This window comes from Pseudochelatococcus lubricantis (assembly GCF_011762225.1).
In the GTDB taxonomy this organism is placed as follows: domain Bacteria; phylum Pseudomonadota; class Alphaproteobacteria; order Rhizobiales; family Beijerinckiaceae; genus Pseudochelatococcus; species Pseudochelatococcus lubricantis.
Window position 1 is genome coordinate 230,190 of the sequence record NZ_JAASQI010000005.1, and the last position, 24,296, is coordinate 254,485.

The window sequence follows — 24,296 nt, forward strand, 5'->3', positions numbered from 1 at the left end:
CCTGCCGCTCCATTTCTTTGGGTATGCACAATTTTTTTCAGGATGGCCGGGTTCGGTTTGCGGCCCGATGCGCCAGACGGCTTCCTTCCGCATAACGGTTGACGAAACATCATGTCCACGACGATATCCCCGCTCGCGCCGAAGACTTATCCCGACCTGCCCGCCATTCCCGGTGCGCGTTTCGCAACGGCGGCGGCGGGCATCCGCTATGCCGGGCGCACCGACGTGCTGCTTGCGGTCTTCGATCCCGGCACGGTGGTTGCCGGCGCGTTCACACGCTCGCGCTGCCCCTCGGCGCCTGTCGACTGGTGCCGTGCCAATCTGCCGCACGGCACGGCGCGCGCCCTCGTGGTCAACTCCGGCAATGCCAATGCCTTCACCGGCAGGAAGGGCCGCGAGTCAACGGCGCTGACGGCGAAGCTCGCCGCCGGCGTCGTCGGATGCGCGGAGGAAGAGGTTTTTCTCGCCTCCACCGGCGTGATTGGCGAGCCGCTCGATGCCACGAAGTTCGGCAACGTGCTGGCCGACTGCGCGCACGCCGCCACGGAAACGGCCTGGATCGACGCTGCCCGCGCCATCATGACCACGGACACGTTTCCGAAGGTCGCGACCCGCACCGCCACCATCGGCGGCGTCGCTGTCACCATCAACGGCTTCGCCAAGGGCGCGGGCATGATCGCGCCCGACATGGCGACGATGCTGGCCTTCGTCGTCACGGATGCGCCGCTGTCCGCCAGCGCGCTGCAGGGCCTGCTTTCACGCGGCGTGCAGGGTTCGTTCAATGCCGTCACCGTAGACAGCGACACGTCGACATCCGACACGCTGCTTGCCTTCGCCACGGGGGCGGCGGCGAAACGCGGCGCGCCGCTGATCGAGACGGCTGGCGATCGGCGCCTGTCCGGTTTCCGCGCCGCCCTCAACAAGCTGTTGGTCGACCTCGCGCAGCAGGTGGCGCGCGACGGCGAAGGGGCGCGCAAGTTCATCACCGTGAAGGTGGAAGGCGCGGTCAGCGCTGCCTCCGCCAAGCGGGTCGCGCTTTCCATTGCCAACTCGCCGCTGGTGAAGACCGCCGCCGCAGGCGAGGATGCCAACTGGGGCCGGGTCGTGATGGCGGTTGGCAAGGCCGGTGAGCCGGCGGATCGCGACCGCCTGTCCATCTCCTTCGGCGGCATCCGCGTGGCGCACGAAGGCGAGCGTGATCCCACCTACGACGAGGAAGCCGTATCCGCCTACATGCGCAACGACGAGATCGTCATCGGCGTCGACCTGGGGCTTGGGCGCGGCGCCGCGACCGTTTGGACCTGCGACCTGACCAAGGAATATGTCATCATCAACGGCGACTACCGTTCGTAAGGTTCGATCATGACGGCCGACGCCCCCCGGAAGCTGCTGCTCGTTGTCGCCTGCGCGCTGATCGATGCCGATGGGCGCGTGCTCATCGCGCAGCGGCCGGAAGGCAAGGCGCTTGCGGGGTTGTGGGAGTTTCCGGGCGGCAAGCTGGAGCCGGGCGAAAGCCCAGAGGAGACGCTCATCCGGGAGCTGGCGGAGGAACTTGGCATTGTCGTCAAGGAAGCCTGCCTCGCGCCGCTTACCTTCGCGAGCCATACCTATGAGAACTTCCACCTGCTGATGCCGCTCTACGTCTGCCGCCGGTGGGAAGGCACGGCCTCTTCGCGCGAGGGCCAGGCGCTCAAATGGGTCGCGCCCCGCAGCCTGCGCGACTATCCCATGCCGCCTGCGGATGCGCCGCTCATCCCGTTTCTCATAGATTTGCAGTAACCTGCTGGAAAACCTGTCGAACAGGTTATTGCATGATCATCAGGCTGGCGGAATTGATCTGCCCGGTGACCTTGCGCCAACGGGCATCCGCCGCCGTCCAGTTCAGCCGGCTCTTCTTGCGTATCTTCCCCGCGACGCGCGTTCCGCCGCCGACCGGTTCGCCGAAGGTGGCCTTGGGCACCTCGCCCGTCACCGCATAGCCGCGCGCGGCAAGGCCGCGCCTTACCCTGATGCAATAATCCACGGAGCGATGCGAAAACCGGCTCTCGCCATGGCCGGCGCGGTACTTCATTACCGTCGTGCAGACGTCGTTGCCGGAAAGCCGCCACGCCTGCGCGAGATAGGTTACCCCGTAGTGGATGTTGGTTTCAGGCTCGAACAGGTCTTTCGTCGGCCCCGAGAAGCCGAGCATCCGCGCGGTCGAAGGCAGCAGCTGCATCAGGCCGACCTCACCGACGCCACCGACAGCTCCGCGATCGTAGCCGCTCTCGACTTCGGCCACGGCGTCTGCCAGTTCGAAGGGCACGCCCGCTGCTGCTGCCTTTTTCCGCAGGATCGCGCGATAGCCGGCCTTGCCGTCCGCCGGCTGTATCGACTGCACCGGTGCCGCCGCTTCCGGCGGCGCCGTTTCCGTGACTGCGACTTTCGTTGTGGCTTCCTGCGCCGGCGTGCCCTGAGCCCATGCTGCTGAAGACAGTGTCAGCATGCCAATGACAAGTATGCGGCGCATGGTTTATCCGATCCTGCAAGAGACTTTCCGCAACGTACAGACGAGCTGTACGCTACAGCACTTTCCTTAAAACTTCATGTTAGTGATCAGGCGCGGAAATCAAGAAAGCGTGCGCGCCTCTTCCGGCAGCATGATCGGGATCCCGTCGCGGATCGGATAGGCGAGCTTCGCCTGCCGGCTGATGAGCTCCTGCTTTTCTGCGTCGTACTCCAGCGGCGCCTTGGTCAGCGGGCAGACGAGCAGTTCGAGCAGCTTGGGATCGATTCTGGTCGGCGAAGCGGCTTCTGCTTGTGAATTCTGATGGCTCATGCTTGTGCTCTCCTGCGCGCCTGCTGCGCGGATTTTCATGCGGGAGTAAGCAGGATCGGCGCGTGCCGTCAACAATTACCGTCCCTGTCTTACTGCGCCGTGTCACTGCAATGTGGTGTCGGGCGCGTCGCCGGAGCGCGCCAGCTCGATTTCCGTGATCGCCACGAGCGTGTCGGCGCGCGCCTTCAGGTCCGGGGCTTCGAGCAACGCCTGCTTTTCGCGCACGCCGTACGGGCTCATCATCGACAGGGCGTTGACGAGCGCCTCATTCGACGCTTCCTCGATGCTTTTCCAGTCGATTCGCAGGTCCTTCGCTTCCGCGAAGCGGTGCAGCACGTCGATCACCGCCTGGCGGTCGACCTCATCCTCGCCGGCGCGGGCGTTGAAGTCCTCCCGATAGGGCTCGTAGTCGACGCGCGCCTGCCGGTAGGGCGTCAGCACCGGCAGTTCCTCGATCAGGCGGAAGCGGGAAATCCCCGTCAGGGACACGAGATAACGGCCGTATTCCACCTCGACGAATTGTGTGATGCGCCCTGCGCATCCCACCTTGTAGAGTGGCGGCACGTCGACGTCGGCGGCTTCTGCGTCGGGCTGGACGATACCGATCACGCGCTTGCTGCCGATCACATCGTCCACCATGGCGAGGTAGCGCGGCTCGAAGACGTTGAGCGGCAGTTGCCCGCGCGGAAGCAGCAACGCCCCGGCGAGCGGGAAAAGAGGGATCACGCCCGGGCAATCGGCCGCGGACCAATGGACCGGATTCGAACGCTGCACAGGGTTCATGGCCACCTCCCATAGTGCTTTCGCGGCAGGAGCGGATACCGCATTCCAGCCCGAAAACGCATCAGATCCAAAAAGCTCGCGTCGAACGCCGAAAGCCGGCGTCAAACGCGAGGCCGGAGCAATCCGGAGGCTTCGGCGAGAAGCGGGAATGCTCCGGCCGGCTTGCGGCCGGGCCCTCCGAAGGTCCCTTACGAGAACAGCACCGACGAAAGCCGCCGCCGCCCGAGGACGGACGCCGGATCGGTCGGCCCCCAGGCCTCGAAGAACTGCAGAAGCTGCTTGCGCGCGCTGTCGTCGTTCCAGCCGCGATCGCGGCGCACGAGTTCGATGAGCTGCAGCGCCGCCTCTTCGCGCCGGTTCCGGCCGTTGAGCGCCAGCGCGAGGTCGAAGCGAGCCTGATGGTCGTCCGGAGAGGCGGCGACGCGCTGCTCCAGTTCCCGGACGTCGCCCAGGCCCTCCGCCTGCGCGGCCAGCTCCAGCGCGGCGCGGGCGGCGGAAATATGGGGATCGTTCGTCTTGTCGGCGGGTACCATGTCCAGAAAGCGCTGTGCGCCCTCCAGATCGCCCAGCGTCACGTGCAGGCGCGCCAGCGCGCCGATGGCGCGGGTGCTCTCAGGCGTCTGCGCCAACACGGCCGCATAGATTTCGGCCGCGCCCGAGACATCTCCGGCCGCCGCCCTGGCGTCCGCTTCGTCGAGCAGGGCGTCTGCGCCGCCAAGCGGCCCGACCAGGCGTTCGATGAAGGACTTGACCTGGCTTTCGGGCAGCACGCCGACGAAGCCGTCGACGGGCTGGCCCTTCTGGAACGCGATGACGGCTGGAATGGACTGGATGCCGAGCTGCCCGGGAATTTCGGGATGATCGTCGATGTTCAGCTTGACGAGCCTGACACGTCCCTGCGCCGCCTTGACCGTCTTTTCGATGATCGGCGTGAGTTGCCGGCACGGGCCGCACCACGGCGCCCAGAAATCGACCAGAACCGGCTGGCTCATGGACTCGGCGATCACGTCCTGGCGAAAATCGCGCGTGGTCGTATCCTTGACCAGAGCAGCGGACGGAGACTGTGTTTCGGCAACCATAACGTTCCCCTTCGACGATCCTCGATGATGACGGCAAACCCGGCAGACAGGCGAAACTCTTTAGCGCACCAATCCATGCTCGAAAAGAAGTCCTTCGTCGCCGGAAGGCGCCGGAGACCGTCCCGAAAGAGCGCCCCGCCCTGCCGCCTCCGCGAAACCCTTCGCCGGGAACGCATCCCGACGCCTGGAAAATGGGGTCCTTGCTTTCCGAGCGCAATCTCTATCGCGCTCATCGCCGTCGTTTCCGTGCGCGGTCCGTACCCTGCCCCGCCGAGGTGGAACGATGGCGAATTATGTTATATTAGACGACCGAGTTGGTGCAGGGGCGGAAAGGAATAATGCCATGACACAGACGAGCGGCCGGATTTTCGACGATTTTGCACGCCTCATCACCGATGCCGCCGGCTTGGCTGACGGCGCGCGGCGCGAGGTGGAAACGGCGGCGCGCGTGCAGGCGGAGCGTCTTCTGCGGTCCCTCGACGTCGTCTCCCGCGAGGAATTCGAGGCTGTGCGCGAGATCGCCATCGCGGCGCGCGAGGAAAACGAGAAGCTCCTCGCCCGTATCGAAGCCCTTGAGGCGCGTCTGGCTGGTCCGGAAGATGTGCGGCAGAATGCCGCATCCGAGGATGCTGCCACTACGTCTCCATAATGTATTGACAACCGTAACGTCGCGGGCGTTCTCACGTTTCATGGGAACGGGCGGCAGGGTTGCATTTTCTTTTTGCCGGCTTATTCTGAATGTTTGTGAAAAATACGGGTGTGGAAACCTGTCGGGGGCCCATTGTGGGAGAGGAGCGAATCCCTGACGATGATCCTGCATTGCATGCAATGCTCTTCGTTGGTATCTCCCTTGATTATAAGGGTGATTCGCCATGGATGTACTGCTGCGGCACGTCCTGAACACAGGATCGGATGCATATGAGCAGATTGAGGTACAACCGGAAGGTGCCCTGTGGCGACAGGGCGAATGTCTTCTTTTTTCCACCGTCCCGCAATATCGATGGCGTGCGCCCTGCTTGCCCGCACGGCCCATCGTATTTTGTTTCAGTGCGAGCCGAGGGATCGGCGAGGGAACGATATGACACATCTCGACTTTGAAATCGTCCCCGAGCGGGACGAGCACCCGCTGGATGTCGTGGAGCGTTATGCGTCGATGAACGACTGGACGTTTGATCGCGCCGACGACAACGAGATGTCGGTCTCGATCACGAGCGGCTGGGCAGATTATCATATCGCCTTTACCTGGATTGAGGAAATGGAGGCGTTGCACCTTGCCTGTGCCTTCGACCTCAAGGTGCAGGAGCGTCAACGGCCCGAAATGCTCAAGCTGATCTCGCTCATCAACGAACAGTTGTGGGTCGGGCATTTCGACCTGTGGACGCGGGAGAACGTCGTCATGTTCCGCCACGCGCTTCTGCTGTCGGGCGGCGTGGAACCGACTCGCAACCAGTGCGAGACGATGCTGCAGGTGGCGGTGGAGACGTGCGAGCGTTATTATCAGGCGTTCCAGTTCGTGCTCTGGGCCGGCAAGAGCGCGCACGAGGCGTTGGAAGGTGTGCTGTTCGAGACGGAGGGCGAGGCCTGAGCGCCTGGCTCCGGCTGTTTTCCAGGACTGGCTACAAACGAGGGATGATGAGATGACGACGGGAGTGCAGACTGTGCAGCGGTTTTCCGACATTCTGGAAAGCCCGCCGCCCGATGCCGCGCTTCCGCTGTCGCTCGTTCTGGTTGGCGCGGGCAAGATGGGCGGCGCCCTGCTCGACGGCTGGCTGAAATCCGGCCTCGATCCTGTCCGGGTGACGATCATCGATCCCCACCCCTCCGCCGATATCGTGCGGATCGCGGCAGAGCGCGGCATCGGCCTCAATCCCGCCTCCGGGGATATCGGCGCACCGGAGGTTCTGGTGCTGGCGGTGAAGCCGCAGTTCCTGGACGAGATCGCGCCCGATCTTGCGCGGCTTGCGGCGCCCGGCACTTTGGTTCTGTCGATTCTCGCCGGCAAGACGCTGGATAATCTCTCGCAGCGGCTTCCCGGCACGCGCGCCATCGTCCGGGCGATGCCCAACCTGCCTGCCTCCATCGGCCGGGGCATCACCGGCGTCGTCGCCGCTTCTGGGACGAGCGAGGCGCAGCGCGCCACGGCAACGGTGTTGCTGTCGGGAGCCGGCGCCGTCGAATGGCTCGACGACGAAAGCCTGATCGACGCCCTCACCGGCGTGTCGGGATCGGGACCTGCCTACGTGTTTTATCTCGTCGAGGCGCTGGCAGAGGCTGGCGTGGCGGCCGGCCTTCCGGCGGCGCTTTCGCAGCGGCTGGCGCGCGCCACGGTGACGGGCGCCGGCGCGCTGCTCGACCAATCCCCGCTATCGGCGGCCGAGCTGCGCGAGGCCGTGACCTCGAAGGGCGGCACCACGGCAGCAGCGCTTGCGGTGCTGAGCGGCGAGAACGGCATCGGCCCGATCGTCACGCAGGCCGTGGCCGCCGCCAGGCGAAGGGCCGGCGAGCTTTCCGGCTGACCCGGGCGCGGCTCATACGGGCACGCGGATCGTTGCCCGCAGCCCGCCCATGGGGCTGTCGGAGAGGATGACGTTGCCGCCGTGCGAGCGGGCGATGTCGCGGGCGATGGCGAGGCCAAGCCCGGTGCCGCCGTCGTCGACGTTACGCGCGGAATCGAGACGCACGAACGCCTTGAACGCCTCCTCCCGCAGCTCGGGAGGGATGCCCGGGCCGTCGTCGTCGACCGTGATCGCGAGCCAGCGCGGCAGGCGGGTCGCCGCGATGCTGACGCGGGTACCGTAGCGCACGGCGTTGGCGACGAGATTGCCGACGAGGCGCTGGAAGGCGAAGGGACGCACCGTCACCGTCATGTCGCCGGATGCCCCGATCGTCACCTCGCGCCCTTGACGGGCATAGTCCGCGCGCAGGCTTTCCAGAATGGCGCGGATATCTGTAGGCGCTGCCTGCTCCCCGGTGTCGCCGCGCGCGAAGGCGAGATAGGCTTCGAGCATCCGCTCCATCTCGTCGACATCCTTGCGCAGATCCTCGATGTCCGGGTCGTCCGCCATCAGCGCCAGCGACAGCCTGAAGCGCGTGAGGATCGTACGCAGGTCGTGGCTGACGCCGTTGAGCATGGTGGTGCGTTGCTCCATCGCCCGTTCGATGCGCCGTTTCATCTCAAGGAACGCGACGCCGGCCCGCCGTACCTCGCGCGCGCCCCGCGGGCGGAAATCCACCTCGCGCCCCTTGCCGAAGGATTCAGCCGCGTCCGCCAGCCTTAGGATGGGGCGTATCTGGTTGATCTGGAACAGCACCGCGATCGTCACCAGCACCAGCGAGGTGCCGAGCATCCAGATCAGGAAGATATGCGAGTTCGACGCATAGGCGAGGCTGCGCCGCGCGAAGACGCGCATCACCGTATCGTCGTCGAGCTTGATGCGGATTTCGAGGACATTGGAACGCCCTACCGTGTCGATCCAGAAGGGCCGGCCCACCTGCTTGCGGATTTCGTCGCTCAGCACTTCGTCGAGAATGGAGAAGAACGGTTTCGGCCCCGGCTGCGGCAACTCCGTGCCGGGCATGAACTCGATATCGAGCCCGAGCCGCTCGACGGCAATGCGGACGAGGTCTTCCGCGTTATTGGGTTGCGGATAGGTGTCGTAGATGTCGATCAGCGCGGCGATGTCGGCGCTCACCGCCGACGACAGCCGGCGCGTCACGAGTTGCCAGTGGCGTTCCAGGAATACATAGGCCACCACCGACTGCAGGATCACAATCGGCGCGATGATGATGATCAGCGAGCGGACGAACAGGCCCTTGGGCATGGCGCTGCCCAGCCAGCGCGCCAGCCGCCGTGGGCCGGTGAACAGGCGCCTTGCGATCCCTCTTCTTTCTTCCGTCGCGCCCGCGCTGCTCATGGCCGCCTAGCCGTCGATCAGCAGGCGATAGCCGACGCCGCGCACGGTCTGCAGATAGACGGGATTGGCAGGATCGCGCTCGATCTTGCGGCGCAACCGGTTGATTTGGACATCGACATTGCGGTCACTGGCAAGTCCCCCGGCCGCGACCGGTGCGTTGCCCGCGAGTTCCTCGCGCGGCACCTGCCCGCCCGCCGCCTCGCCCAGAATGGTGAGAATTTCCCGCTCCCGCTCCGTGATGCGCACGATCTCGTCGTCGTGGCGCAACTCCCCGCGATCGAAGCGGAAGACGAAGCCGCCGAACCGGATCACCTCCGGCAGGGTGCGGGCGGGCGCCTGCGCCTCTCCCGCCGCCGTGTTGCGCCGGATGATGTTGCTGAGGCGCAGCAGAAGCTCGCGCGGCTCGAAGGGCTTGCCGAGATAGTCGTCCGCGCCGATCTCCAGCCCCTTCACACGGTCTACGCCATCCGTGCGCGCCGTCAGCATCAGGATGGGCACGGACGACGTCTTGCGCCAGCGCTGGGCGAAATCGAAGCCGTTCTCGCCGGGCATCATGACGTCGAGCACCAGCGCATCGAAGACAAGATGGCTAAGCGTCGATTCGGCAACCGCCGCACTAGGCGCGACGGTGACGCGAAAGCCGTTGTCGGTGAGGAAACGTGACAGCAGCGCCCGCAGCCGCCGGTCGTCATCCACGACGAGGATATGCGGCGCGTCGTCCGGCAGCCCGCCCGCGCCCCGCCGTGCGGAGCTTGCTGTTTCCGTGGTGTCCGCTTCCACTTCCGTCATGGCCTGCTACTCCGCGTCATGTCCGTCCGTCGCCGGTTCCGTCCACACGAGACGCGCCACATGCGCGTGGTCGTCCGGATCGATCATGGCGAACAGAAACGCCGTCACTTTGGCCCGCACGTCCGGCTCTGTCCCTGCGAGAGCGCGCGCGATGCGACCGAGCTGCGGCTTCGTCAGGTCTAGCGACAACGCGCGCCCCTTGTCGGTCGGAAACAGCAATCGCTGCCGCCTGTCCACCGTGCCGGTACGTTGCACGATGTAACCTTTCTCGACAAGGTCCTTCAGAATCGGATTGAGGCTCTGCTTCGTGATGCCCAGGATATCGAGCATTTCGGCGATCGTCATGCCCGGCTGGCGCTCCACGAAGTGTAGCACGCGGTGATGCGCCCGGCCGAAACCGTATTGCGTCAGCAGCCGATCGGGGTCGCTGACGAAGTCCCGATAGGCGAAGAAGAGCAGCTCGACGATGTCGTTTCCCGGCCGCCCGGCCGTATCGTCCGCGCCGGCACTGCCGGACTCGGGGAGAGACGAAAAGGCCGCGGGGCTGGTTCGCGGCGAACTGGCGATACTCACAGGACATTCCCCGGATTGCATCTGATGAGAATTTGTGCAGTCATGATACGAGAGGAGAACGGAAAAAAGTTATCACGCAATTTACGTCAGGCTTATTGACATATTTCAGGAACATCGTTACCCGTCAAGTGGGTTCCGCGAAAGGAAATAACACGGAGCGGCCCTCGCACGGCGACATTGCCCGCCGTCACGACCGTCGCGGCCCGCGTCCTGATTCCCGAACCAGTCTCAAGGAGCTTTTCGGAGTAGTTCTATGTCGGTCACACCGCATGATAAAAAAGAAAATGTCGTCTGGTACGATGGCAAGCTCGTGCCGTTGAGCGAGGCAACGGTTCCCGTGCTCACCCACGGCTTGCATTATGCTTCCGCCGTTTTCGAGGGCGAGCGCGCCTACGGCGGCGTCATCTTCAAGTCGCGCGAGCATACCGAGCGCCTGAAAAAATCCGGTGAGTTGCTCGACTTCGAGATTCCCTACAGCGTCGATGAAATCGAAGCCGCCAAGGCTCTGGTGCTGAAGGAAAACGGCTTCGTGGATGCCTACGTTCGCCCCATCGCGTGGCGCGGCGCGGAGGCGCTCGGGGTTTCGGCACCGAAGAACACCATTCATCTCGCCATCGCCGCCTGGGTGTGGCCGAGCTACTTCACGCACGAGGAACGGCTGAAGGGCATCCGCCTCGATATCGCCGAATACCGCCGTCCGGACCCCGCGACCGCGCCGTCGACTGCCAAGGCGGCGGGCCTTTACATGATCTGCACGATCTCCAAGCACAAGGCGGAACGCAAGGGCTATTCGGACGCCATGATGCTCGACTGGCGCGGGCGGGTGGCCGAATGCACCGGCGCCAACATCTTCTTCGTCAAAGACGGCGAACTGCACACCCCGGCGCCCGAAGGCTTTCTGAACGGCATCACCCGGCAGACAGTTATCGAACTGGCGAAGAAGCGCGGTATCCCGGTCATCGAGCGTACCATCATGCCTGAGGAACTCTCCGGCTTCACGGAAAGCTTCGTCACCGGCACGGCTGCCGAGGTCACGCCGGTTTCCGAGATCGGTCCGCACCACTTCACGCCTGCTGACATCACCAAGACGCTGCTGACAGACTACGACAACCTCGTGCACGCGGCGAAGAACGCCGCCTGAGCGAGGGCATGACGATAGGCGACCCCGCGCCGGAACCGGCGTGGGGCCTTTTCTGTCAATATCTTGCGAAATATTTCTCTACCAACTTCCGATAACCGGGGCGGTCTGCGACAGACGATCCTGCCGATCGTTCGGATCTATCCGGCGTCTCTCAGCGCGGCCACTATCGCATGGCGGCGGCGAGAGCTATCGCGTTGTCTCCCCGCCCTATCTTGCCTGGCACAAGAGCGCCGCGAGCGTGACGCGGACCGTGCCGTCCGCGCCTTGACCGCGCAGGCGTGGGGTAACATATTGGGCGGACAATAAAATCGAGAATCGCATGCACCTCCCCACCGTTCCGGATGAAGCCCGCCGTTACCGGATCGTCAGTGCGGAGAAGGCGCGCGGCGCGACCTACACACCGGAGCGGTTGGCGCGGTTCGTGGCGGAGAAGATCGCCGACAATGCCAATATCGGCGGCCGGACGTCCCTCACCATTCTCGACCCCGCGATCGGCGACGGCGCACTCGTCCTCGCGTTGCTCGGCGTGCTGCGGGACAGGTGCGACGCGGCCCTCGACATTCGCGGCTTCGATACCGATGCGACGGCGCTGGATGTGGCCGCGCGGCGCATCCGGGCGGCGTTTCCCGATGCTGATGTTCAGCTCACGCGGGGCAGCTTTCTCGATTTTGTGCTGGAGACGCGCGGCAGCGGGGCGCCTGGGTTCGATCTTATCATCGCCAATCCGCCCTACGTCCGCACGCAGATCATGGGCGCGGCCGTTGCGCGGCGGCTGGCCTCGGCATTCGGCCTTGCGGGGCGCGTCGACCTCTACCACGCATTCCTGCTCGGCATGGCGCAGGTACTGACCCCGGACGGCGTGGCGGGCATCATCGTATCGAACCGCTTCATGACGACACGCGGCGGCGGCACCGTGCGCGCGGCCCTGCGCAGCCGCTTCAGCCTCCGGCATATATGGGACCTGGGCGACACACGGCTTTTCAGCGCGGCGGTGCTGCCCGCCGTCATCGTCGCGCGCGGCACGGCCGCGCCGCTGTCCGGCGCTCCGCTATTCTCCTCCATCTACAACGTGACTGAAGCCGCGACGGCGCGGGCGCCTGACGCCGTTGCCGCGCTCGACCGCGACGGTGTCGTCGCCATCGACGACGGCCGGCGGTTCCGCGTCCGGCATGGCAGGCTGGATACTGCCGGCACGGCGCGGGATGTCTGGCGGCTTGCGTCCGGCGCGGCGGACGAATGGCTTGCCACGGTGGACCGCCATACGTGGAAACGATTCGGCGGCATCGGCAAAATCCGCGTCGGCGTGAAGACATGCTGCGACCGGGTGTTCATCCGCCACGACTGGGACGAGGCCCTCGGCGCGGACAGGCCGGAACTGCTGCGTCCCCTCACCACCCACCACGCGGCTGGTCGCTTTCGGGCCATTCTGCCGGATAAGGCCCGCGCCATCCTCTATCCGCACGAGGTCGCGCAGGGACAAAGGCGCCCTGTTCCGCTCGATGGGTTTCCGAAAAGCCGTGCCTATCTCGAAGCCCACCGTACCATCCTTGAGCGCCGTACCTATGTGACGGAAGCGGGGCGACAGTGGTATGAGCTGTGGGTGCCGCATGACCCGCGAGCATGGGCCGCGCCCAAGCTCGTGTTCCGGGATATCGCCGAGCGCCCGGCCTTCTGGATCGATCTCGACGGGACGGTTGTCAACGGCGACTGTTATTGGCTCGCGACAGGCGAAGAACAGACGGATCTGCTGTGGCTTGCCGCCGCCGTCGCCAACTCGACCTTTGCCGAGGCGTTCTACGATCGCCGCTTCAACAACCGGCTCTATGCCGGGCGGCGGCGCTTCATCACGCAATACGTCGAGCAGTTTCCGCTGCCTGACCCTTCCCTGCCGTCCGTATGTGAGATCATCGCCCGCGCCAAGGCGATCTATGACGCCGACCATGCCGCCCAGCTGCCGGCGCTGGAGGCGGAACTGGACGATCTGGTCTGGCAGGCGTTCGGGCTGGCGCGGTAACGAATCCTAGAGTGCGTAACGGTCAGATGGAATCATCTGATCGTTCAGAATTCGCTCAAGATCAGGAGCCTGGATCGCGTCATCGTTTCTGCGGAATGCTGACATGATCGCCAACAGCCTCAAGAGGCCGGAGACGGCGCGCAGAATAGCTGGTGCATGGTCGACATGAAGGCGCGTACGCGCGGATCGGCCAGGTGGTAGAACACCTCCCGGCCTTCCTTGCGGCCCTCGATCAGCCCTGCCGTACGCAGTTCCGCCAGCTGCTGGGACAATCCCGGCTGGCGAATGCCGAGCAAGTCCTCCAGTTGGCGCACCGACAACTCGCCATCCACCAGCGCACAGGCCACGAGCAGGCGATCCGGGTTCGACAGTTTCTTGAGAAACTGCGAGGCCTCCCCCACACTCGCGCGCAGCGCCACGACCGCAGGAGAGAGTTCGCCGGAAAGGACGGATGCGTTGCCAGTCAACGATGGTTCCCGATCAGTTGCGCGGCCCTTTCACCGGGCAGCTTGAAATCCCGAACAGCGTGTAGAGCGGGCAGGTGCGGAACAGGCCCGTCGCCAGCGGCACCAGACCGACCAGCCCCCACCAGCGCGCGCTGCCCTCCAGAATGAACACGAGCGACAAGATAGCAATTCCCGCGACGATACGCAGGATGCGATCAATACCACCAACATTGCCAGTCATGAAACCCTCCTCCGGAAACAAGCATGCCCCGCGGCGGATGAACCGGTCGGCGGGCACAATCGTGTTAATTTCATAAATATTATTAGATAAAAATGCAATTATAATATCGAAATTTATTGCCGGCCGTTTCGCGTGGCGCCGGCCTCTTTGCTCGCTGTTTCAATTGAATGAACATAACAGGCAGAATGCGAAATCCGTGCCGTAAGCGCATGGTGCGGCGGCGATCAGGGCGCGGAAAACAAAAGCGTGCAGCCCGTGCAGCCACTGAGGATGGATTCATACCATCATCACGCAATCGTGACAAGTTCGTCGTGGGCTTGTTATATCTGACAGAAGGCTCCGATGTTTCGGGCGGGATTGCCTGTCCCGCCCGCGCCTTGCATCACTTGGTCGTGTAGCCGCCGTTGACGAGGATCGTCTGGCCCGTCATCCACCAGCCTTCGGAGGCGAGGAAGCGGATGTAGGGAACGATGTCCTCAATGTCGGTCAGGCCGGTCTTCGAGAACGTCGACAGCGCTGCCGCCGTTTTGTGATAAGCCTGCGCCTCCGCGCTCTCCTGCCCGTAGAAGAACGGCGTATCCATGGGGCCGGGGCCAATGGCCGTCACGGAAATGCCGCGCTCGCCGAACTCCTTCGAGGCCGCGCGCGTAAAATGCTCCACCGGCGCCTTGGTGCCGGCATAACCCGCGTAGAAGGGCGTATAGGCGCCGAGCAGCGAAGTGACGAGCGTGATGATCTTGCCGTTGTCGTTGACGTGCCTGCCCGCTTCCTTCAGGAAGAAGAACGCGGACTTGGCGTTGATGTCGCTCAGGTCGTCGTATTCCGCTTCGGAAATCTCAAGGATCGGCTTCTTCAGCACCTTGCCGACGGTATTGATGGCGATGTCCGGGCGGCCGAGGGCGGCGACGGCTTCCGCGAACAGCTTTTCCACCGCGCCCGCAGTGGTGAGATTAGCCTGGAAGGCGGCGGCTTCCGCGCCCAGCGCCCGGACGGCGGCAACCGTTGCTTCCGCGTCGGGCCTGGCAGCGTCGCTGTGGTAGTGGATAGCGATCGCCTTCGCGCCCTGTTCGGCGAAATCGCGGGCGATGAGCCCGCCGAGGTTCTTGGCGCCTCCCGCGATGATGACGGTCTTGCCCTTGATGCTGTGGTCGATTTTTGCGTTGTTCCCGGTCACGGCATTGATCCTTTCGTCACGCGGCGCGCCCTGCAGCCGCTTTCGGTCGGACACGATATCGTCTATGAGAAGCGCATAAAGGCGTTCATTCTGGTTTCACCTGTCGGCTCATCCGATCAATCAGAGGCAATTCGCTGTGGACCGCATCGACCTGTTCCGCATCTTCGCCCGCGTGGTGGAGTGCTCCAGCTTCACGCGCGCGGCCGATACGCTGCGGCTGCCGCGGTCGTCGGTTTCCGCCGCCGTGCAGGAACTGGAGGGCCGGGTCGGCGCGCGCCTGCTGCACCGGACGACGCGCAAGGTATCGCCCACGCTGGACGGCGCGGCGTTCTACGAACGCTGCCTGCGCCTCATCGCCGATGTCGAGGAAACCGAAAGCCTGTTCCGGCAGACGGCGGCGCGCCCTTCTGGCAAACTCAGGATCGACGTGCCCGGGCGCATCGGCCGCCTGATCATCGCACCGGCGCTGCCGGGGTTTCTCGACCGCTATCCGGATATCGACATCGAACTCGGCGTGACCGACCGGGCGGTGGACCTCATTGAGGATCGCATCGATTGCGCGCTGCGCGTGGGGGCGCTGGAGGATTCGGGTCTGATCGCCCGCCCGCTCGGCGAGCTGCCGCTCATCAACGTCGCAAGCCCTGCCTATCTGGCGCGCCATGGCACGCCCTGCACGCTGGACGACCTGGTCGATGTTCATCAGGTGGTCCACTACGCCTCGCCGTCGACCGGGCGGGTCGAGGACTGGGAATGGATGGCCGACGGCGCGCGGCACACGCTGCGCCTGCGCGGGCGCGTCACCGTCAACAGCGCGGAAGCCTATATCGCCTGCTGCCTCGCGGGCCTCGGCCTCATCCAGATCCCGGCCTATGACGTGCGGGCGCCGATCGCCGCCGGCGAACTTGTGGAAGTGCTGGCATGCCACCGCGCGCCGCCCATGCCGATGACGCTGCTCTACCCTCACCGGGGGCATCTCTCCCGCCGCCTGCAGGTCTTCGCCGAGTGGCTGGAGAACCTGCTGGAGCGGGAGTTGCGGCCTTTCGCGTGAGTGCGCCGGAGGCGCTGCGTCACCCTGGCGGAGACAGGCTCCCTCAGGCCTTGCGCGGCCCTACCAGCGAGAAGACCGCGCCCTGCGGATCGCGGCCGATGACGATGAACTGTTCGCCGGGCACCGCGTGCGGACCGTGCAGCAGCGCGCCGCCGCCCGCCGAGATCCGGGAGATGGCGGCATCGATGTCGGGAACGCCGAAGTAGAATGCCCACACCGGGTGCGGCACCTCCGGCCCGGCGGGCGTCACCGCGCCGAAGCTGATGCCGTCACGGTCGAGAATCTGATAGACGCCCGCCTCGCCCATCGGCATGGCCTCGCCCTTCGTCCAGCCGAAATGCCGGGCATAGAACGCATAGGCGGCCTCGGGATCGGTGGTCGTCAACTCGTTCCACTGGCAATGGCCGGCGCGGTCCGGCGAAAAGGCCCGGCTCTCGCCGTCCATGGCGCCCTTCATGATGGTGAACACGGCGCCTTGCGGATCGGCGACCACCGCGAAACGCCCGACACCGGGAATGTCCGTCGGCGGCACGTGCTGGCGGCCACCGTCGGCGACGATGGCGGACGCCGTCGCGTCGACGTCGCCCACGCCGATGTAGCCTATCCAGCCGGGCGCGGCGTCGGGCGGGCATTCCTCGCCCTGCGGCAGGACCATGAGGCCGCCGACCTCCGTCTCGCCCGTCGAGAAGAGATGGTAGCCGTCGGGATTTCCGGCATCGAAGGGCCGGCTGGACCAGCCAACGACATCGCCATAGAAGGCCCCGGCGGCCTTCACGTCGGTGGTCAGCAGTTCGTACCAGATGAAAGCGCCGTGCTGCGAAGTCATGGCCATCTCCTTAAACGTCGAGGATCGGCGCGAAGCCGCCGAAGATCATGCGTTTTCCGTCGAAGGGCATCTGGTCGCCCATCTCTTTCATGCGCGGGTCGGACATTATCCTGGCATTGGCGGCGTCACGAGCCTCCTTCGAGGGATACTCGATCCAGCTGAAGACAACGACCTCGCCCTCCTCCGCCTTCACCGCACCGCGAAAATCCGTGATCTTGCCATCCGGCACGTCATCGCCCCAGCATTCGACAACCCGCGTGGCGCCGAACTCCCTGAACAGCGGCGCGGCCTCCGCGGCGTGCTTGCGGTAAAGTTCCTTGTTGGCGACCGGTACGGCCGCAACAAATCCGTCGACATATTTCATTGCGTTTTCCCTCCGTTTATCCGGGCCGAACGGGCTTGCTACGCCCGATTTCCTTTTACGGACCGCGCGTTATTCCGCGCGCGAAGTGATGGTATGCCGCCCTCGCATGCCGTTCCGTTTGACGTTCCGATATTAATGTTGATATCAACGTTATTGCTCAACGAATGTCAACCCCGGACCATGAAACTCTTCATCGATCTTCCTTTCGAAACCACGCTCCTCGTCCGCGACACCTGTCTCTGCCTGCATACCCAGCGCGCTGCGCGGGCCCTCGCGCGTCGCTTCGACATTGCCCTGCGTCCCGTCGGTATCACCAGCGGCCAGTTCTCGCTGCTGATGTCGCTCAACCGGCCGCAGCCGCCGAACCTCGGCAGTGTCGCTTCCCTGCTGGCGATGGACCGCACCACGCTGACGGCGAATCTGAAGCCGTTGGAACGGCGCGGCCTCGTCGAGACGGAGGCGGACCCGAAAGACAGGCGTACCCGCCTGTTGCGCCTCACCCCGGCCGGACGGGCGGCCCTGCTGGAGGCCACGCCGATCTGGAAACAGACCCACGCCGACATCGAGGCGCATCTCCCCGACCCCGGCCGCCTGCGCGCCGAACTCGGCATCCTGTCGACGGCATGAGCGTGGCCTGCCGGCGGGTCAGAGTTCTATCTTCAGCTGCTCGATCATCTTGTCGCGCGCGAGCAGCGCGTTGCGGGTCTTGGCGGGCCGCGCCGCCGCGCAGGCGTTGATGAGGCACTCCGCCACCACCATGAAGGCACCGATGCTGTTCGAGATGAAGCTCGACTCGTGCCTCACCAGCAGTGCCGCGCGGGAACTGCCGACGAGCGGCGAACTCGCCCGATCCGTCAGCGCGACCGTCGCAATCCCGAGATCGTTGGCAACGGCCGCCACCTCGACGACCTGCGCCGAATAGGGCTCGCAACTGGCCGCCACGAGCACGTCGCCCTTGGACAGCATCGCGAGTCCTTCCGCGATGCCGAGGCTGTTGGCGTCCAGCAGGCTCACGTCCGAGCGGATCATGCGCAGCCCATACACGAGGAAGGCCGCCAGCGCATGGAACTGGCGGATTCCGTAGACGGCGACACGTGGCGCCGAGTCGATCAGATCGACGGCCGCGTCGAACGCCGCCGCATCGAATTGCTCGATGAAGCGGTCGATGTTTGCCTGGTTCTCGCGGCAGAGCTGGACCGCGCGGGACTGGCTGCCACTCCGTCCGGTCAGCGCGCTTCGCGCCTGTCGCGAATAGAACTCGCCCGGCGCCGACATCGAGGCCGAAAGCAATACCTGCTGGAAGGCCGGGAATCCCGAATAGCCGAGGCTGTAGGCAAGGCGCGTCAGCGTGGAAGGGCTGACGCCCAGCACCTCCGCCAGCGCCGTGATCGACAGCAGCGCGGGGTTGCCCGTGAGGTCCAGGATGGCGCCGAGCGCCGCGCGCGCCTTGGCGCCGAGGTTGATCGGCGCTTCCCCGCGCGCGATGGCGAGCATCAGCGCGCGAAGCTCGGCAAGCGTCTCAGGTGGTCTGGCCGCGGCAGGTGGCGGCGCCGGTGCTGCTGTCATAGATGCTCCACTCGATCCCGTGCCGGGAAACACGAAGAATAGCGGTCGCAAGCGTGTTCTCGTCGTCCGGATCGTCGGCTGCGTCGCGGCGGATGGGCAGGCCGGGGCCGCCGGTGTCGCGCAGGATGGCGAGCGGATCGGCGACGCCTTCCGCCAGCAGAAAATCGCCGCGCGCCTGCCGGTCGGCGGAAGAGCGGGTGACGATCTGGCGGCCGAGCCCGCGCTCTTGATGCAGCGCGTGGTTTGCATGGATAGCCGGCGCCGCGATCTCCCGTACCGACACTTCGCCCCCACCGAACTCGACCGAAAGGATGCGGCGGTCGGCCACGTGGCTCAAGGCGAAGTGAAACCCGCCGGAATTCGGGTGCGTCCGCAGGATGGTGAGCGCCTCTCCGAGGGTGGCGGCGGCCAGCACGGCCCGCCCCAGCACCATGCGAGGCACGTCCGCCTCGACGCCGGTCAGGCGGATGTTATTCACCGTCTGTGCCAGCCCTGCGTCCGTGAAAGCGAAGGTGTGGCCGGGGATCGATCCCGGATAGCAGAAGGCGTGGAATGCGGGCGCGGAAGCCGGCGTTACCTTGGCGATGAAGCAGGCGCCGCGGAGGAACGGCAGCCCGTCCTCGTTGTGCGCCAGCACGGGCGCCTCGCCCGGCAGCAGCACGGTGGTGCAGCCGTCGGGGACGGAGGCCAGCAGGTCTCCCCGGTAGTTCCACGCCGCCACCTGCTCCACCGGCAGGCCGAGACCTTCGGCCAGGCCCTCGATCTCCGTCCAGATCGCGGGAAAGCGCTCTTGCACCGTGAGCGTCATCCGTGCCACGCGCGCCGCGTGCGCCTCGGCGGTGACGAGTTGCCAGATGCCGGAAGGGATCAGGCGGCCGTGTACCGCATCGCGCCCGGCGCGCCCCAGCGCAAGGCCGATCTCGCGCGGCCCGCCGCCGAGATCGATCCATCCGAGGTCTTTCGTGTTACTCGACATGTTGCAGGAAATCCCTCAATCGTTCGTTCGGCGGGTTCTCCAGTATCTCGCGGGGCGGCCCGTCGACCGATATCTTGCCGTGTTCCATGAAGATCAGCCGGGTGCCGACCTGCTTGGCGAAGGCCATCTCGTGCGTGACGACGATCATCGTCATGCCTTCCTGCGCCAGCTGGCGCATGACGTTCAGCACCTCCTGCTTCAGCTCCGGGTCGAGCGCCGAGGTGGGTTCGTCGAACAGCATCACCTTGGGCTTCACCGCGAGCGCCCGAGCAATGGCCACGCGCTGCTGCTGGCCGCCCGAAAGCTCGGACGGGTAGCGTTCGGCCTTGTCCTTGAGGCCCACCTTTTCCAGCAGCGCCAGCGCCTGCGCGCGCGCCTCGGCGGCGGAAACGCCGCGCACCTTGCGTGGGCCAAAGGCGACGTTCTCCAGTGCCGTCATCTGCGGAAACAGGTTGAACTGCTGGAAAACCATGCCGGCTTCCTGCCGGATGAGGCGAAGCTGTGCCTTGCCGGCGCGGACGCTGATGCCGTCCATGAAAAGGTCGCCGCCCGTTATCTGCTCCAGCCCGTTGATACAGCGCAGCAACGTGGATTTGCCCGATCCAGAGGGGCCGATCAGGACCACGACCTCGCCGATGTCGATCGACAGATCGACCTCGTCCAGCACCTTGAGATCCCCGAACTGCTTCGAGGTCTTGCGAAATTCGACGATGCTCACAGGATCCTCATGCGTTTTTCGATGGTGCGGAGCACGATGGTCATGGCGCCGGTCAGGAACAGGTAGATCACCGCCACGGCCGTCCAGATTTCCACGGCGCGGAAGTTCGATGCCATGATCTCCTGCCCGGTGCGGGTGAGTTCGCCCACGCCGATCACGATGAACAGCGACGTGTCCTTGAGGCTGACGATGAACTGGTTGCCCAGCGGCGGGATCAGGCGGCGGAAAGCCAGCGGGCCGACGATGTAGGCCAGCACCTTCCACTGCGGCAGGCCGAGCGCGAGCCCCGCTTCAGTCAGCCCCTTCGAGATCGAGAGGAAGGCGCCGCGCACGATTTCGGCGATATAGGCGCCGGCATTGACGACGATCGCGAGAACAGCCGCCGACATCGGATCTATGCGCAGGCCAACCAGTATTGGCATCGCGAAATACAGGAACATGACCTGCACCACGATCGGCGTGCCGCGGATCAGTTCGACGTAGACGAAGGCGATGGCGTTCAGCACCGGTCCGCCATACGCGCGCATCAGGCCGGCGATCGTGCCGATGATCGTCCCGCCCAGGAGGCCGATGACGGTGATTAGGATCGTGATCTTCGCGCCCGCGAGAAGCTGCGGAAGAAAGGTCAGGATGACGGACCAGTCGATTTGCAAGGAAGCCTCCGGCAACAGGAAGGAAGGGAGTGGCGGAAGGGCCGCGCCCTTCCGCCGGGCCGGGATCAGTTCGCGGGCTTCGCGCCGAACCACTTGGTGTAGATCGCCTCATAGCGGCCGTCGGCCTTGATCTTGGCCAGCGCCGCATTCACCTTCGTGGTGAGTTCACTGCCCTTGGGCAGGCCGATGCCGTACTGATGCGCCATCATCTGCGAGCCCACGGCCTTCACCTGGCCGTTGCCCGCCGTGGCGACGTAGTAGAGCACGTTCGGCGTGTCGTGCATCGCCGCGTCGACGCCGCCCGTGCGCACTTCCAGATAGGCGTTGTCGATGTTCGGGAACTTGCGCAGCTTGGTTTCCTTGAAGTTCTCTTCCGCGTAGTCGGAAGACGAGGTGCCGGTTTTCACCGCGATCGTCTTGCCCGCGAGATCGGCCGGCCCCTTGATCGGGCTGTCGCTGGGCACGATGAGCAGCAGGCCGCTGTCGTAGTAGCCGTCCGAGAAGTCGATCACCTGCTGGCGTTCCGGCTTGATGGTGATGCCCGCCAACGCTACGTCCACCTGCCCCGTCTGCAGCGCGGGGATGATGCCCGCGAAATCCATTGGGCGCAGTTCGTAGGTCACGCCAAGCTCCTTGGCGACGGCGTCCCACAAGTCGATATCGAATCCGACGTATTTATCCCCCTGTTTGAATTCGAACGGCACGAAGGCCGTGTCGGTGGCCACGATCAGGTCTTTGGCCGAAGCGACCGTCGCGCTGAGCGCGAGGACGGCGGCACCCACCAGCTTGAGAAGCGTCTTCATGGTGATCTCCTGCGTTGGACTTATTGGACCGGCCCTGTCGGGTGCGCCAGTCACGCAAAAAGATTTGCATATATGAAATCTTGATGCAATAAATTTGCGACAACGCGGATCGCGGCAGCCGTGCGGCGGCTTGCGTTCCTGAAGGAGATCGAGATGCCCAATCACGTTTTCGGCCGTTCCACCAAGGGGACCCTTCCCGTCGCCGTGCGGGGCGAAGGTTGTTATCTGATCGATGCAACCGGGAAGCGTTACCTGGACGGTTCCGGCGGAGCGGCGGTTTCGTGCCTCGGTCATTCCGATCCGGATGTGCGTGCGGCGCTGCATGCTCAGCTCGACCAGCTCGCCTTCGCCCATACCGGCTTCTTCACCTCCGTCCCGGCCGAGACCCTGGCCGACACGCTGGTCGCCAGCGCGCCGGCGGGCATCGAGCGCGTGTATCTGGTCTCTGGCGGTTCCGAGGCGGTGGAAGCGGCGATCAAGCTGGCGCGCCAGTATTTCATGGAGATCGGCGAGACCGGTCGTCATCGTGTGATCGCGCGGCGGCAGAGCTATCACGGCAACACGCTCGGCGCGCTGGCTGCCGGCGGCAACGAGTGGCGCCGCGCCCAGTTCGCACCGCTGCTGATCGAGACGAGCCACATCGCGCCCTGTTACGAATACCGCGACCGCCGGCCTGAGGAAACCGTGGAGGCCTACGGCTTGCGCGCCGCCGACGAGCTGGAGGCCGAAATCCTCCGCCTTGGGCCGGAGACCGTGATGGCCTTCATCGCCGAGCCGGTCGTCGGTGCAACCTCGGGCGCGGTTCCGGCCGTGCCGGGCTACCTGAAGCGCATCCGCGAAATCTGCGACCGCTACGGCGTGCTGCTGATCCTCGACGAGGTGATGTGCGGCATGGGCCGCACGGGCTATCTGTTCGCCTGCGAGGAAGACGGCGTCGCGCCGGACATGATCACCGTCGCCAAGGGGCTCGGCGCGGGTTACCAGCCGATTGGCGCGCTGCTGGTGCAAGGGCGCATCTATGACGCCATCGCTGCGGGAAGCGGCTTCTTCCAGCACGGCCACACCTACATGGGCCATGCGATGGCGGCCGCGGCGGCGAATGCGGTGCTGGGCGCGATCTCCGGACGGGCGCTGTTGCCGCGCGTGCGGACGCAGGGGGCGAAGCTGCAGGCTGCGCTGGAAGCCGCGCTCGGCCAGCATCCGAATGTCGGCGATATCCGCGGGCGCGGGCTGTTCCGTGGCGTCGAGATCGTCCGCGATCGCGAGACGAAGGAGCCGTTCGACACCGCGCTTGGCGTCAACAAGAAGATCAAGGCACTGGCCTTCGAGGCGGGGCTCATCTGCTATCCGATGGGCGGCACCATTGACGGGCGCCGGGGAGACCACGTGCTGCTCGCGCCGCCCTTTATCATAGAGGACGCGCAGATCGGCGAACTCGTCGACAAGCTCGACGGCGCCATCCGCGGGGCCGTGGGCGCATGAAGCCGCTGCCGGTGCTGATGGTCGCCCCGAACGGCGCGACAAAGACCAAGGCCGATCATCCCGCCCTGCCAGTCACCATCCCGGAAATCGTGGCATGCGCCCGCGCCTGCCACGCGGCGGGCGCTGACGGCCTGCACGCGCATGTGCGGGACGCGGCCGGCCGGCATGTGCTCGATGCGGGCCTTTACACGGAACTGCTGGGCGAACTGGCGCGGCAGGTGCCGCGGATGCAGGTGCAGATCACCACCGAGGCGGTGGGACGCTATTCGCCTGCGGACCAGCGCGCGCTGGTCGACAGGCTTCGCCCTGCCTCCGTATCCGTCGCGCTACGCGAGATCACGGCGGAGCCGGACGAGGCCGTTACGCGCGCCTTTTTCGCGCGTTGCGCGGAGTCGGGAATCGCGGTTCAGCATATTCTCTATGATGTCGACGACATCGCCCGGCTCGGCGCGCTGCTCGCCGGGGGCATCGTGCCGGTGGCCGGCCTTCAGGTGCTGCACGTGCTTGGCCGCTACACGCCCGGCCAGGTCTCCTCCCCGGACGAGGTTGCCGTGCGGCTTGCTGCGCAGGCCGCTCTGGGCGTGACGCCGGACTGGGCGGTCTGTGCTTTCGGTCCGGCGGAAACCGCCTGCCTGCGGGCGGCGCTCAAGGCTGGCGGCAAGGCGCGTATCGGCTTCGAGAACAACCTGCTCAACGCCGATGGCCGGCCCGCCCGCGACAACGCCGACCGCGTCGCTGAACTCGTCGGCCTGATGCCGGATATTGTCGCAGGGCGCCGCACCGCCGGCGCATGACGCGCTTGAACAATATTGACGGCATCAAACCCAAAATGGATACCCTTTTTGGATAAATTTGATGCACAAACAAATGGATAGAGCAAAATAGCGA

General features: G+C 65.3%; 28 protein-coding genes. 11 read left to right on the plus strand and 17 right to left on the minus strand.

Translation table 11 applies throughout. From position 1 onward, the window contains the following. The first annotated feature begins 111 nt into the window (after positions 1-111). Both argJ and FHS82_RS12245 read left to right on the plus strand, forming a co-directional pair. On the plus strand, positions 112-1,353 hold the full coding sequence (argJ, locus tag FHS82_RS12240) for a bifunctional glutamate N-acetyltransferase/amino-acid acetyltransferase ArgJ (RefSeq protein WP_166953156.1): 1,242 nt from the start codon (positions 112-114) through the stop codon (positions 1,351-1,353). Between the two features lie 9 nt (positions 1,354-1,362). Further along, the gene (locus FHS82_RS12245; RefSeq protein ID WP_166953158.1) at positions 1,363-1,779 is read left to right on the plus strand and encodes a (deoxy)nucleoside triphosphate pyrophosphohydrolase; all 417 of its coding nucleotides are present in this window, start codon (positions 1,363-1,365) and stop codon (positions 1,777-1,779) included. Positions 1,780-1,804: 25 nt separating this feature from the next. On the opposite strand, the gene FHS82_RS12250 is transcribed toward FHS82_RS12245, so the two are convergent. The 4 genes from FHS82_RS12250 to trxA form a co-directional block, all read right to left on the minus strand. Beyond that, a complete protein-coding gene (locus FHS82_RS12250; RefSeq protein ID WP_246225314.1) occupies positions 1,805-2,509 on the minus strand; it encodes a transglycosylase SLT domain-containing protein in 705 nt (234 codons plus the stop codon). A 99-nt stretch (positions 2,510-2,608) separates the two neighbouring features. After that, the gene (locus FHS82_RS12255; protein WP_166953160.1) at positions 2,609-2,818 is read right to left on the minus strand and encodes a Trm112 family protein; all 210 of its coding nucleotides are present in this window, start codon (positions 2,816-2,818) and stop codon (positions 2,609-2,611) included. 102 nt (positions 2,819-2,920) lie between these two features. Continuing rightward, a complete protein-coding gene (locus tag FHS82_RS12260) occupies positions 2,921-3,601 on the minus strand; it encodes an LON peptidase substrate-binding domain-containing protein (RefSeq protein ID WP_166953162.1) in 681 nt (226 codons plus the stop codon). Between the two features lie 188 nt (positions 3,602-3,789). Then, positions 3,790-4,680, minus strand: coding sequence for a thioredoxin (gene trxA / locus FHS82_RS12265; protein WP_166953164.1), 891 nt, complete (start codon positions 4,678-4,680; stop codon positions 3,790-3,792). 343 nt (positions 4,681-5,023) lie between these two features. Here trxA and FHS82_RS12270 point away from each other — a divergent pair, with 343 nt between their 5' ends. From FHS82_RS12270 to proC, 3 genes are all read left to right on the plus strand, one after another. Beyond that, on the plus strand, positions 5,024-5,329 hold the full coding sequence (locus FHS82_RS12270; RefSeq protein WP_166953165.1) for an accessory factor UbiK family protein: 306 nt from the start codon (positions 5,024-5,026) through the stop codon (positions 5,327-5,329). 429 nt (positions 5,330-5,758) lie between these two features. Beyond that, entirely contained in the window at positions 5,759-6,265 is a 507-nt protein-coding gene (locus tag FHS82_RS12275) for a type III secretion system chaperone family protein (RefSeq protein WP_166953167.1), read from the plus strand. A gap of 52 nt (positions 6,266-6,317) precedes the next feature. Continuing rightward, entirely contained in the window at positions 6,318-7,196 is an 879-nt protein-coding gene (gene proC, locus FHS82_RS12280) for a pyrroline-5-carboxylate reductase (RefSeq protein ID WP_208394209.1), read from the plus strand. 12 nt (positions 7,197-7,208) lie between these two features. On the opposite strand, the gene FHS82_RS12285 is transcribed toward proC, so the two are convergent. The 3 genes from FHS82_RS12285 to FHS82_RS12295 are packed head-to-tail and all read right to left on the minus strand — an operon-like array spanning position 7,209 to position 9,956. Next, positions 7,209-8,594 (minus strand): ATP-binding protein, encoded by a 1,386-nt coding sequence (locus tag FHS82_RS12285; RefSeq protein WP_166953169.1) that lies wholly within the window; start codon positions 8,592-8,594, stop codon positions 7,209-7,211. 6 nt (positions 8,595-8,600) lie between these two features. Further along, the gene (locus tag FHS82_RS12290) at positions 8,601-9,383 is read right to left on the minus strand and encodes a response regulator (RefSeq protein WP_166953171.1); all 783 of its coding nucleotides are present in this window, start codon (positions 9,381-9,383) and stop codon (positions 8,601-8,603) included. Between the two features lie 6 nt (positions 9,384-9,389). Next, a complete protein-coding gene (locus FHS82_RS12295; protein WP_343042564.1) occupies positions 9,390-9,956 on the minus strand; it encodes a MarR family winged helix-turn-helix transcriptional regulator in 567 nt (188 codons plus the stop codon). 253 nt (positions 9,957-10,209) lie between these two features. On the opposite strand from FHS82_RS12295, the gene FHS82_RS12300 reads away from it, so the two are divergent. Both FHS82_RS12300 and FHS82_RS12305 read left to right on the plus strand, forming a co-directional pair. Continuing rightward, on the plus strand, positions 10,210-11,097 hold the full coding sequence (locus FHS82_RS12300) for a branched-chain amino acid aminotransferase (RefSeq protein WP_166953174.1): 888 nt from the start codon (positions 10,210-10,212) through the stop codon (positions 11,095-11,097). A gap of 319 nt (positions 11,098-11,416) precedes the next feature. After that, positions 11,417-13,111: an Eco57I restriction-modification methylase domain-containing protein gene (locus tag FHS82_RS12305; RefSeq protein ID WP_166953176.1), complete on the plus strand. Its 1,695-nt coding sequence runs from the start codon at positions 11,417-11,419 to the stop codon at positions 13,109-13,111. A gap of 119 nt (positions 13,112-13,230) precedes the next feature. Here the strand turns inward: FHS82_RS12305 and FHS82_RS12310 are convergent, their stop codons facing one another. The 3 genes from FHS82_RS12310 to FHS82_RS12320 all read right to left on the minus strand — a co-directional run bounded on the left by FHS82_RS12310 (position 13,231) and on the right by FHS82_RS12320 (position 14,951). Further along, positions 13,231-13,524 carry an ArsR/SmtB family transcription factor gene (locus tag FHS82_RS12310; protein ID WP_166953431.1) on the minus strand — a complete coding sequence of 98 codons (294 nt, stop codon included), beginning with the start codon at positions 13,522-13,524 and terminating at the stop codon, positions 13,231-13,233. A gap of 67 nt (positions 13,525-13,591) precedes the next feature. Next, entirely contained in the window at positions 13,592-13,798 is a 207-nt protein-coding gene (locus FHS82_RS12315) for a YgaP family membrane protein (protein WP_166953178.1), read from the minus strand. Positions 13,799-14,180: 382 nt separating this feature from the next. Then, entirely contained in the window at positions 14,181-14,951 is a 771-nt protein-coding gene (locus FHS82_RS12320) for an SDR family oxidoreductase (protein ID WP_166953433.1), read from the minus strand. Between the two features lie 157 nt (positions 14,952-15,108). Here FHS82_RS12320 and FHS82_RS12325 point away from each other — a divergent pair, with 157 nt between their 5' ends. After that, complete coding sequence (locus FHS82_RS12325; protein WP_166953180.1) at positions 15,109-16,020, plus strand: LysR substrate-binding domain-containing protein; 912 nt, start codon at positions 15,109-15,111, stop codon at positions 16,018-16,020. 43 nt (positions 16,021-16,063) lie between these two features. On the opposite strand, the gene FHS82_RS12330 is transcribed toward FHS82_RS12325, so the two are convergent. Then, complete coding sequence (locus tag FHS82_RS12330) at positions 16,064-16,846, minus strand: VOC family protein (protein ID WP_166953182.1); 783 nt, start codon at positions 16,844-16,846, stop codon at positions 16,064-16,066. Positions 16,847-16,856: 10 nt separating this feature from the next. Then, positions 16,857-17,210, minus strand: a complete 354-nt coding sequence (locus FHS82_RS12335) for a DUF1428 domain-containing protein (protein WP_166953184.1) — start codon at positions 17,208-17,210, stop codon at positions 16,857-16,859. A 180-nt stretch (positions 17,211-17,390) separates the two neighbouring features. On the opposite strand from FHS82_RS12335, the gene FHS82_RS12340 reads away from it, so the two are divergent. Then, a complete protein-coding gene (locus FHS82_RS12340) occupies positions 17,391-17,837 on the plus strand; it encodes a MarR family winged helix-turn-helix transcriptional regulator (protein WP_166953186.1) in 447 nt (148 codons plus the stop codon). Positions 17,838-17,855: 18 nt separating this feature from the next. Here FHS82_RS12340 and FHS82_RS12345 read toward each other — a convergent pair whose 3' ends face one another. The 5 genes from FHS82_RS12345 to glnH all read right to left on the minus strand — a co-directional run bounded on the left by FHS82_RS12345 (position 17,856) and on the right by glnH (position 21,926). After that, on the minus strand, positions 17,856-18,776 hold the full coding sequence (locus tag FHS82_RS12345; protein WP_166953188.1) for a MurR/RpiR family transcriptional regulator: 921 nt from the start codon (positions 18,774-18,776) through the stop codon (positions 17,856-17,858). Beyond that, positions 18,730-19,752, minus strand: coding sequence for a C45 family autoproteolytic acyltransferase/hydrolase (locus FHS82_RS12350; protein ID WP_166953190.1), 1,023 nt, complete (start codon positions 19,750-19,752; stop codon positions 18,730-18,732). The genes FHS82_RS12345 and FHS82_RS12350 overlap by 47 nt, the downstream gene beginning before the upstream one ends. Next, complete coding sequence (glnQ, locus tag FHS82_RS12355) at positions 19,742-20,470, minus strand: glutamine ABC transporter ATP-binding protein GlnQ (RefSeq protein WP_166953192.1); 729 nt, start codon at positions 20,468-20,470, stop codon at positions 19,742-19,744. The genes FHS82_RS12350 and glnQ overlap by 11 nt, the downstream gene beginning before the upstream one ends. After that, entirely contained in the window at positions 20,467-21,123 is a 657-nt protein-coding gene (gene glnP, locus FHS82_RS12360; protein WP_166953194.1) for a glutamine ABC transporter permease GlnP, read from the minus strand. Before glnP ends, glnQ begins: the two co-directional genes overlap by 4 nt. Before the next feature lie 65 nt (positions 21,124-21,188). After that, positions 21,189-21,926 carry a glutamine ABC transporter substrate-binding protein GlnH gene (glnH, locus tag FHS82_RS12365; protein ID WP_166953196.1) on the minus strand — a complete coding sequence of 246 codons (738 nt, stop codon included), beginning with the start codon at positions 21,924-21,926 and terminating at the stop codon, positions 21,189-21,191. A gap of 153 nt (positions 21,927-22,079) precedes the next feature. Between glnH and FHS82_RS12370 the strand changes: the two genes are divergently transcribed. Both FHS82_RS12370 and FHS82_RS12375 read left to right on the plus strand, forming a co-directional pair. Then, positions 22,080-23,408 carry an aspartate aminotransferase family protein gene (locus tag FHS82_RS12370; RefSeq protein WP_166953198.1) on the plus strand — a complete coding sequence of 443 codons (1,329 nt, stop codon included), beginning with the start codon at positions 22,080-22,082 and terminating at the stop codon, positions 23,406-23,408. Further along, positions 23,405-24,202 (plus strand): beta-keto acid cleavage family enzyme, encoded by a 798-nt coding sequence (locus tag FHS82_RS12375; protein ID WP_166953200.1) that lies wholly within the window; start codon positions 23,405-23,407, stop codon positions 24,200-24,202. Before FHS82_RS12370 ends, FHS82_RS12375 begins: the two co-directional genes overlap by 4 nt. Positions 24,203-24,296 lie beyond the last annotated feature (94 nt).

Coding starts and splice junctions, on each gene's coding strand:
- argJ (WP_166953156.1), top strand. CDS start 112: ATGTCCACGACGATATCCCCGCTCGCGCCGAAGACTTATCCCGACCTG.
- FHS82_RS12245 (WP_166953158.1), top strand. CDS start 1,363: ATGACGGCCGACGCCCCCCGGAAGCTGCTGCTCGTTGTCGCCTGCGCG.
- FHS82_RS12250 (WP_246225314.1), bottom strand. CDS start 2,509: ATGCGCCGCATACTTGTCATTGGCATGCTGACACTGTCTTCAGCAGCA.
- FHS82_RS12255 (WP_166953160.1), bottom strand. CDS start 2,818: ATGAGCCATCAGAATTCACAAGCAGAAGCCGCTTCGCCGACCAGAATC.
- FHS82_RS12260 (WP_166953162.1), bottom strand. CDS start 3,601: ATGAACCCTGTGCAGCGTTCGAATCCGGTCCATTGGTCCGCGGCCGAT.
- trxA (WP_166953164.1), bottom strand. CDS start 4,680: ATGGTTGCCGAAACACAGTCTCCGTCCGCTGCTCTGGTCAAGGATACG.
- FHS82_RS12270 (WP_166953165.1), top strand. CDS start 5,024: ATGACACAGACGAGCGGCCGGATTTTCGACGATTTTGCACGCCTCATC.
- FHS82_RS12275 (WP_166953167.1), top strand. CDS start 5,759: ATGACACATCTCGACTTTGAAATCGTCCCCGAGCGGGACGAGCACCCG.
- proC (WP_208394209.1), top strand. CDS start 6,318: ATGACGACGGGAGTGCAGACTGTGCAGCGGTTTTCCGACATTCTGGAA.
- FHS82_RS12285 (WP_166953169.1), bottom strand. CDS start 8,594: ATGAGCAGCGCGGGCGCGACGGAAGAAAGAAGAGGGATCGCAAGGCGC.
- FHS82_RS12290 (WP_166953171.1), bottom strand. CDS start 9,383: ATGACGGAAGTGGAAGCGGACACCACGGAAACAGCAAGCTCCGCACGG.
- FHS82_RS12300 (WP_166953174.1), top strand. CDS start 10,210: ATGTCGGTCACACCGCATGATAAAAAAGAAAATGTCGTCTGGTACGAT.
- FHS82_RS12305 (WP_166953176.1), top strand. CDS start 11,417: ATGCACCTCCCCACCGTTCCGGATGAAGCCCGCCGTTACCGGATCGTC.
- FHS82_RS12315 (WP_166953178.1), bottom strand. CDS start 13,798: ATGACTGGCAATGTTGGTGGTATTGATCGCATCCTGCGTATCGTCGCG.
- FHS82_RS12330 (WP_166953182.1), bottom strand. CDS start 16,846: ATGACTTCGCAGCACGGCGCTTTCATCTGGTACGAACTGCTGACCACC.
- FHS82_RS12335 (WP_166953184.1), bottom strand. CDS start 17,210: ATGAAATATGTCGACGGATTTGTTGCGGCCGTACCGGTCGCCAACAAG.
- FHS82_RS12340 (WP_166953186.1), top strand. CDS start 17,391: ATGAAACTCTTCATCGATCTTCCTTTCGAAACCACGCTCCTCGTCCGC.
- FHS82_RS12345 (WP_166953188.1), bottom strand. CDS start 18,776: ATGACAGCAGCACCGGCGCCGCCACCTGCCGCGGCCAGACCACCTGAG.
- FHS82_RS12350 (WP_166953190.1), bottom strand. CDS start 19,752: ATGTCGAGTAACACGAAAGACCTCGGATGGATCGATCTCGGCGGCGGG.
- glnH (WP_166953196.1), bottom strand. CDS start 21,926: ATGAAGACGCTTCTCAAGCTGGTGGGTGCCGCCGTCCTCGCGCTCAGC.
- FHS82_RS12370 (WP_166953198.1), top strand. CDS start 22,080: ATGCCCAATCACGTTTTCGGCCGTTCCACCAAGGGGACCCTTCCCGTC.
- FHS82_RS12375 (WP_166953200.1), top strand. CDS start 23,405: ATGAAGCCGCTGCCGGTGCTGATGGTCGCCCCGAACGGCGCGACAAAG.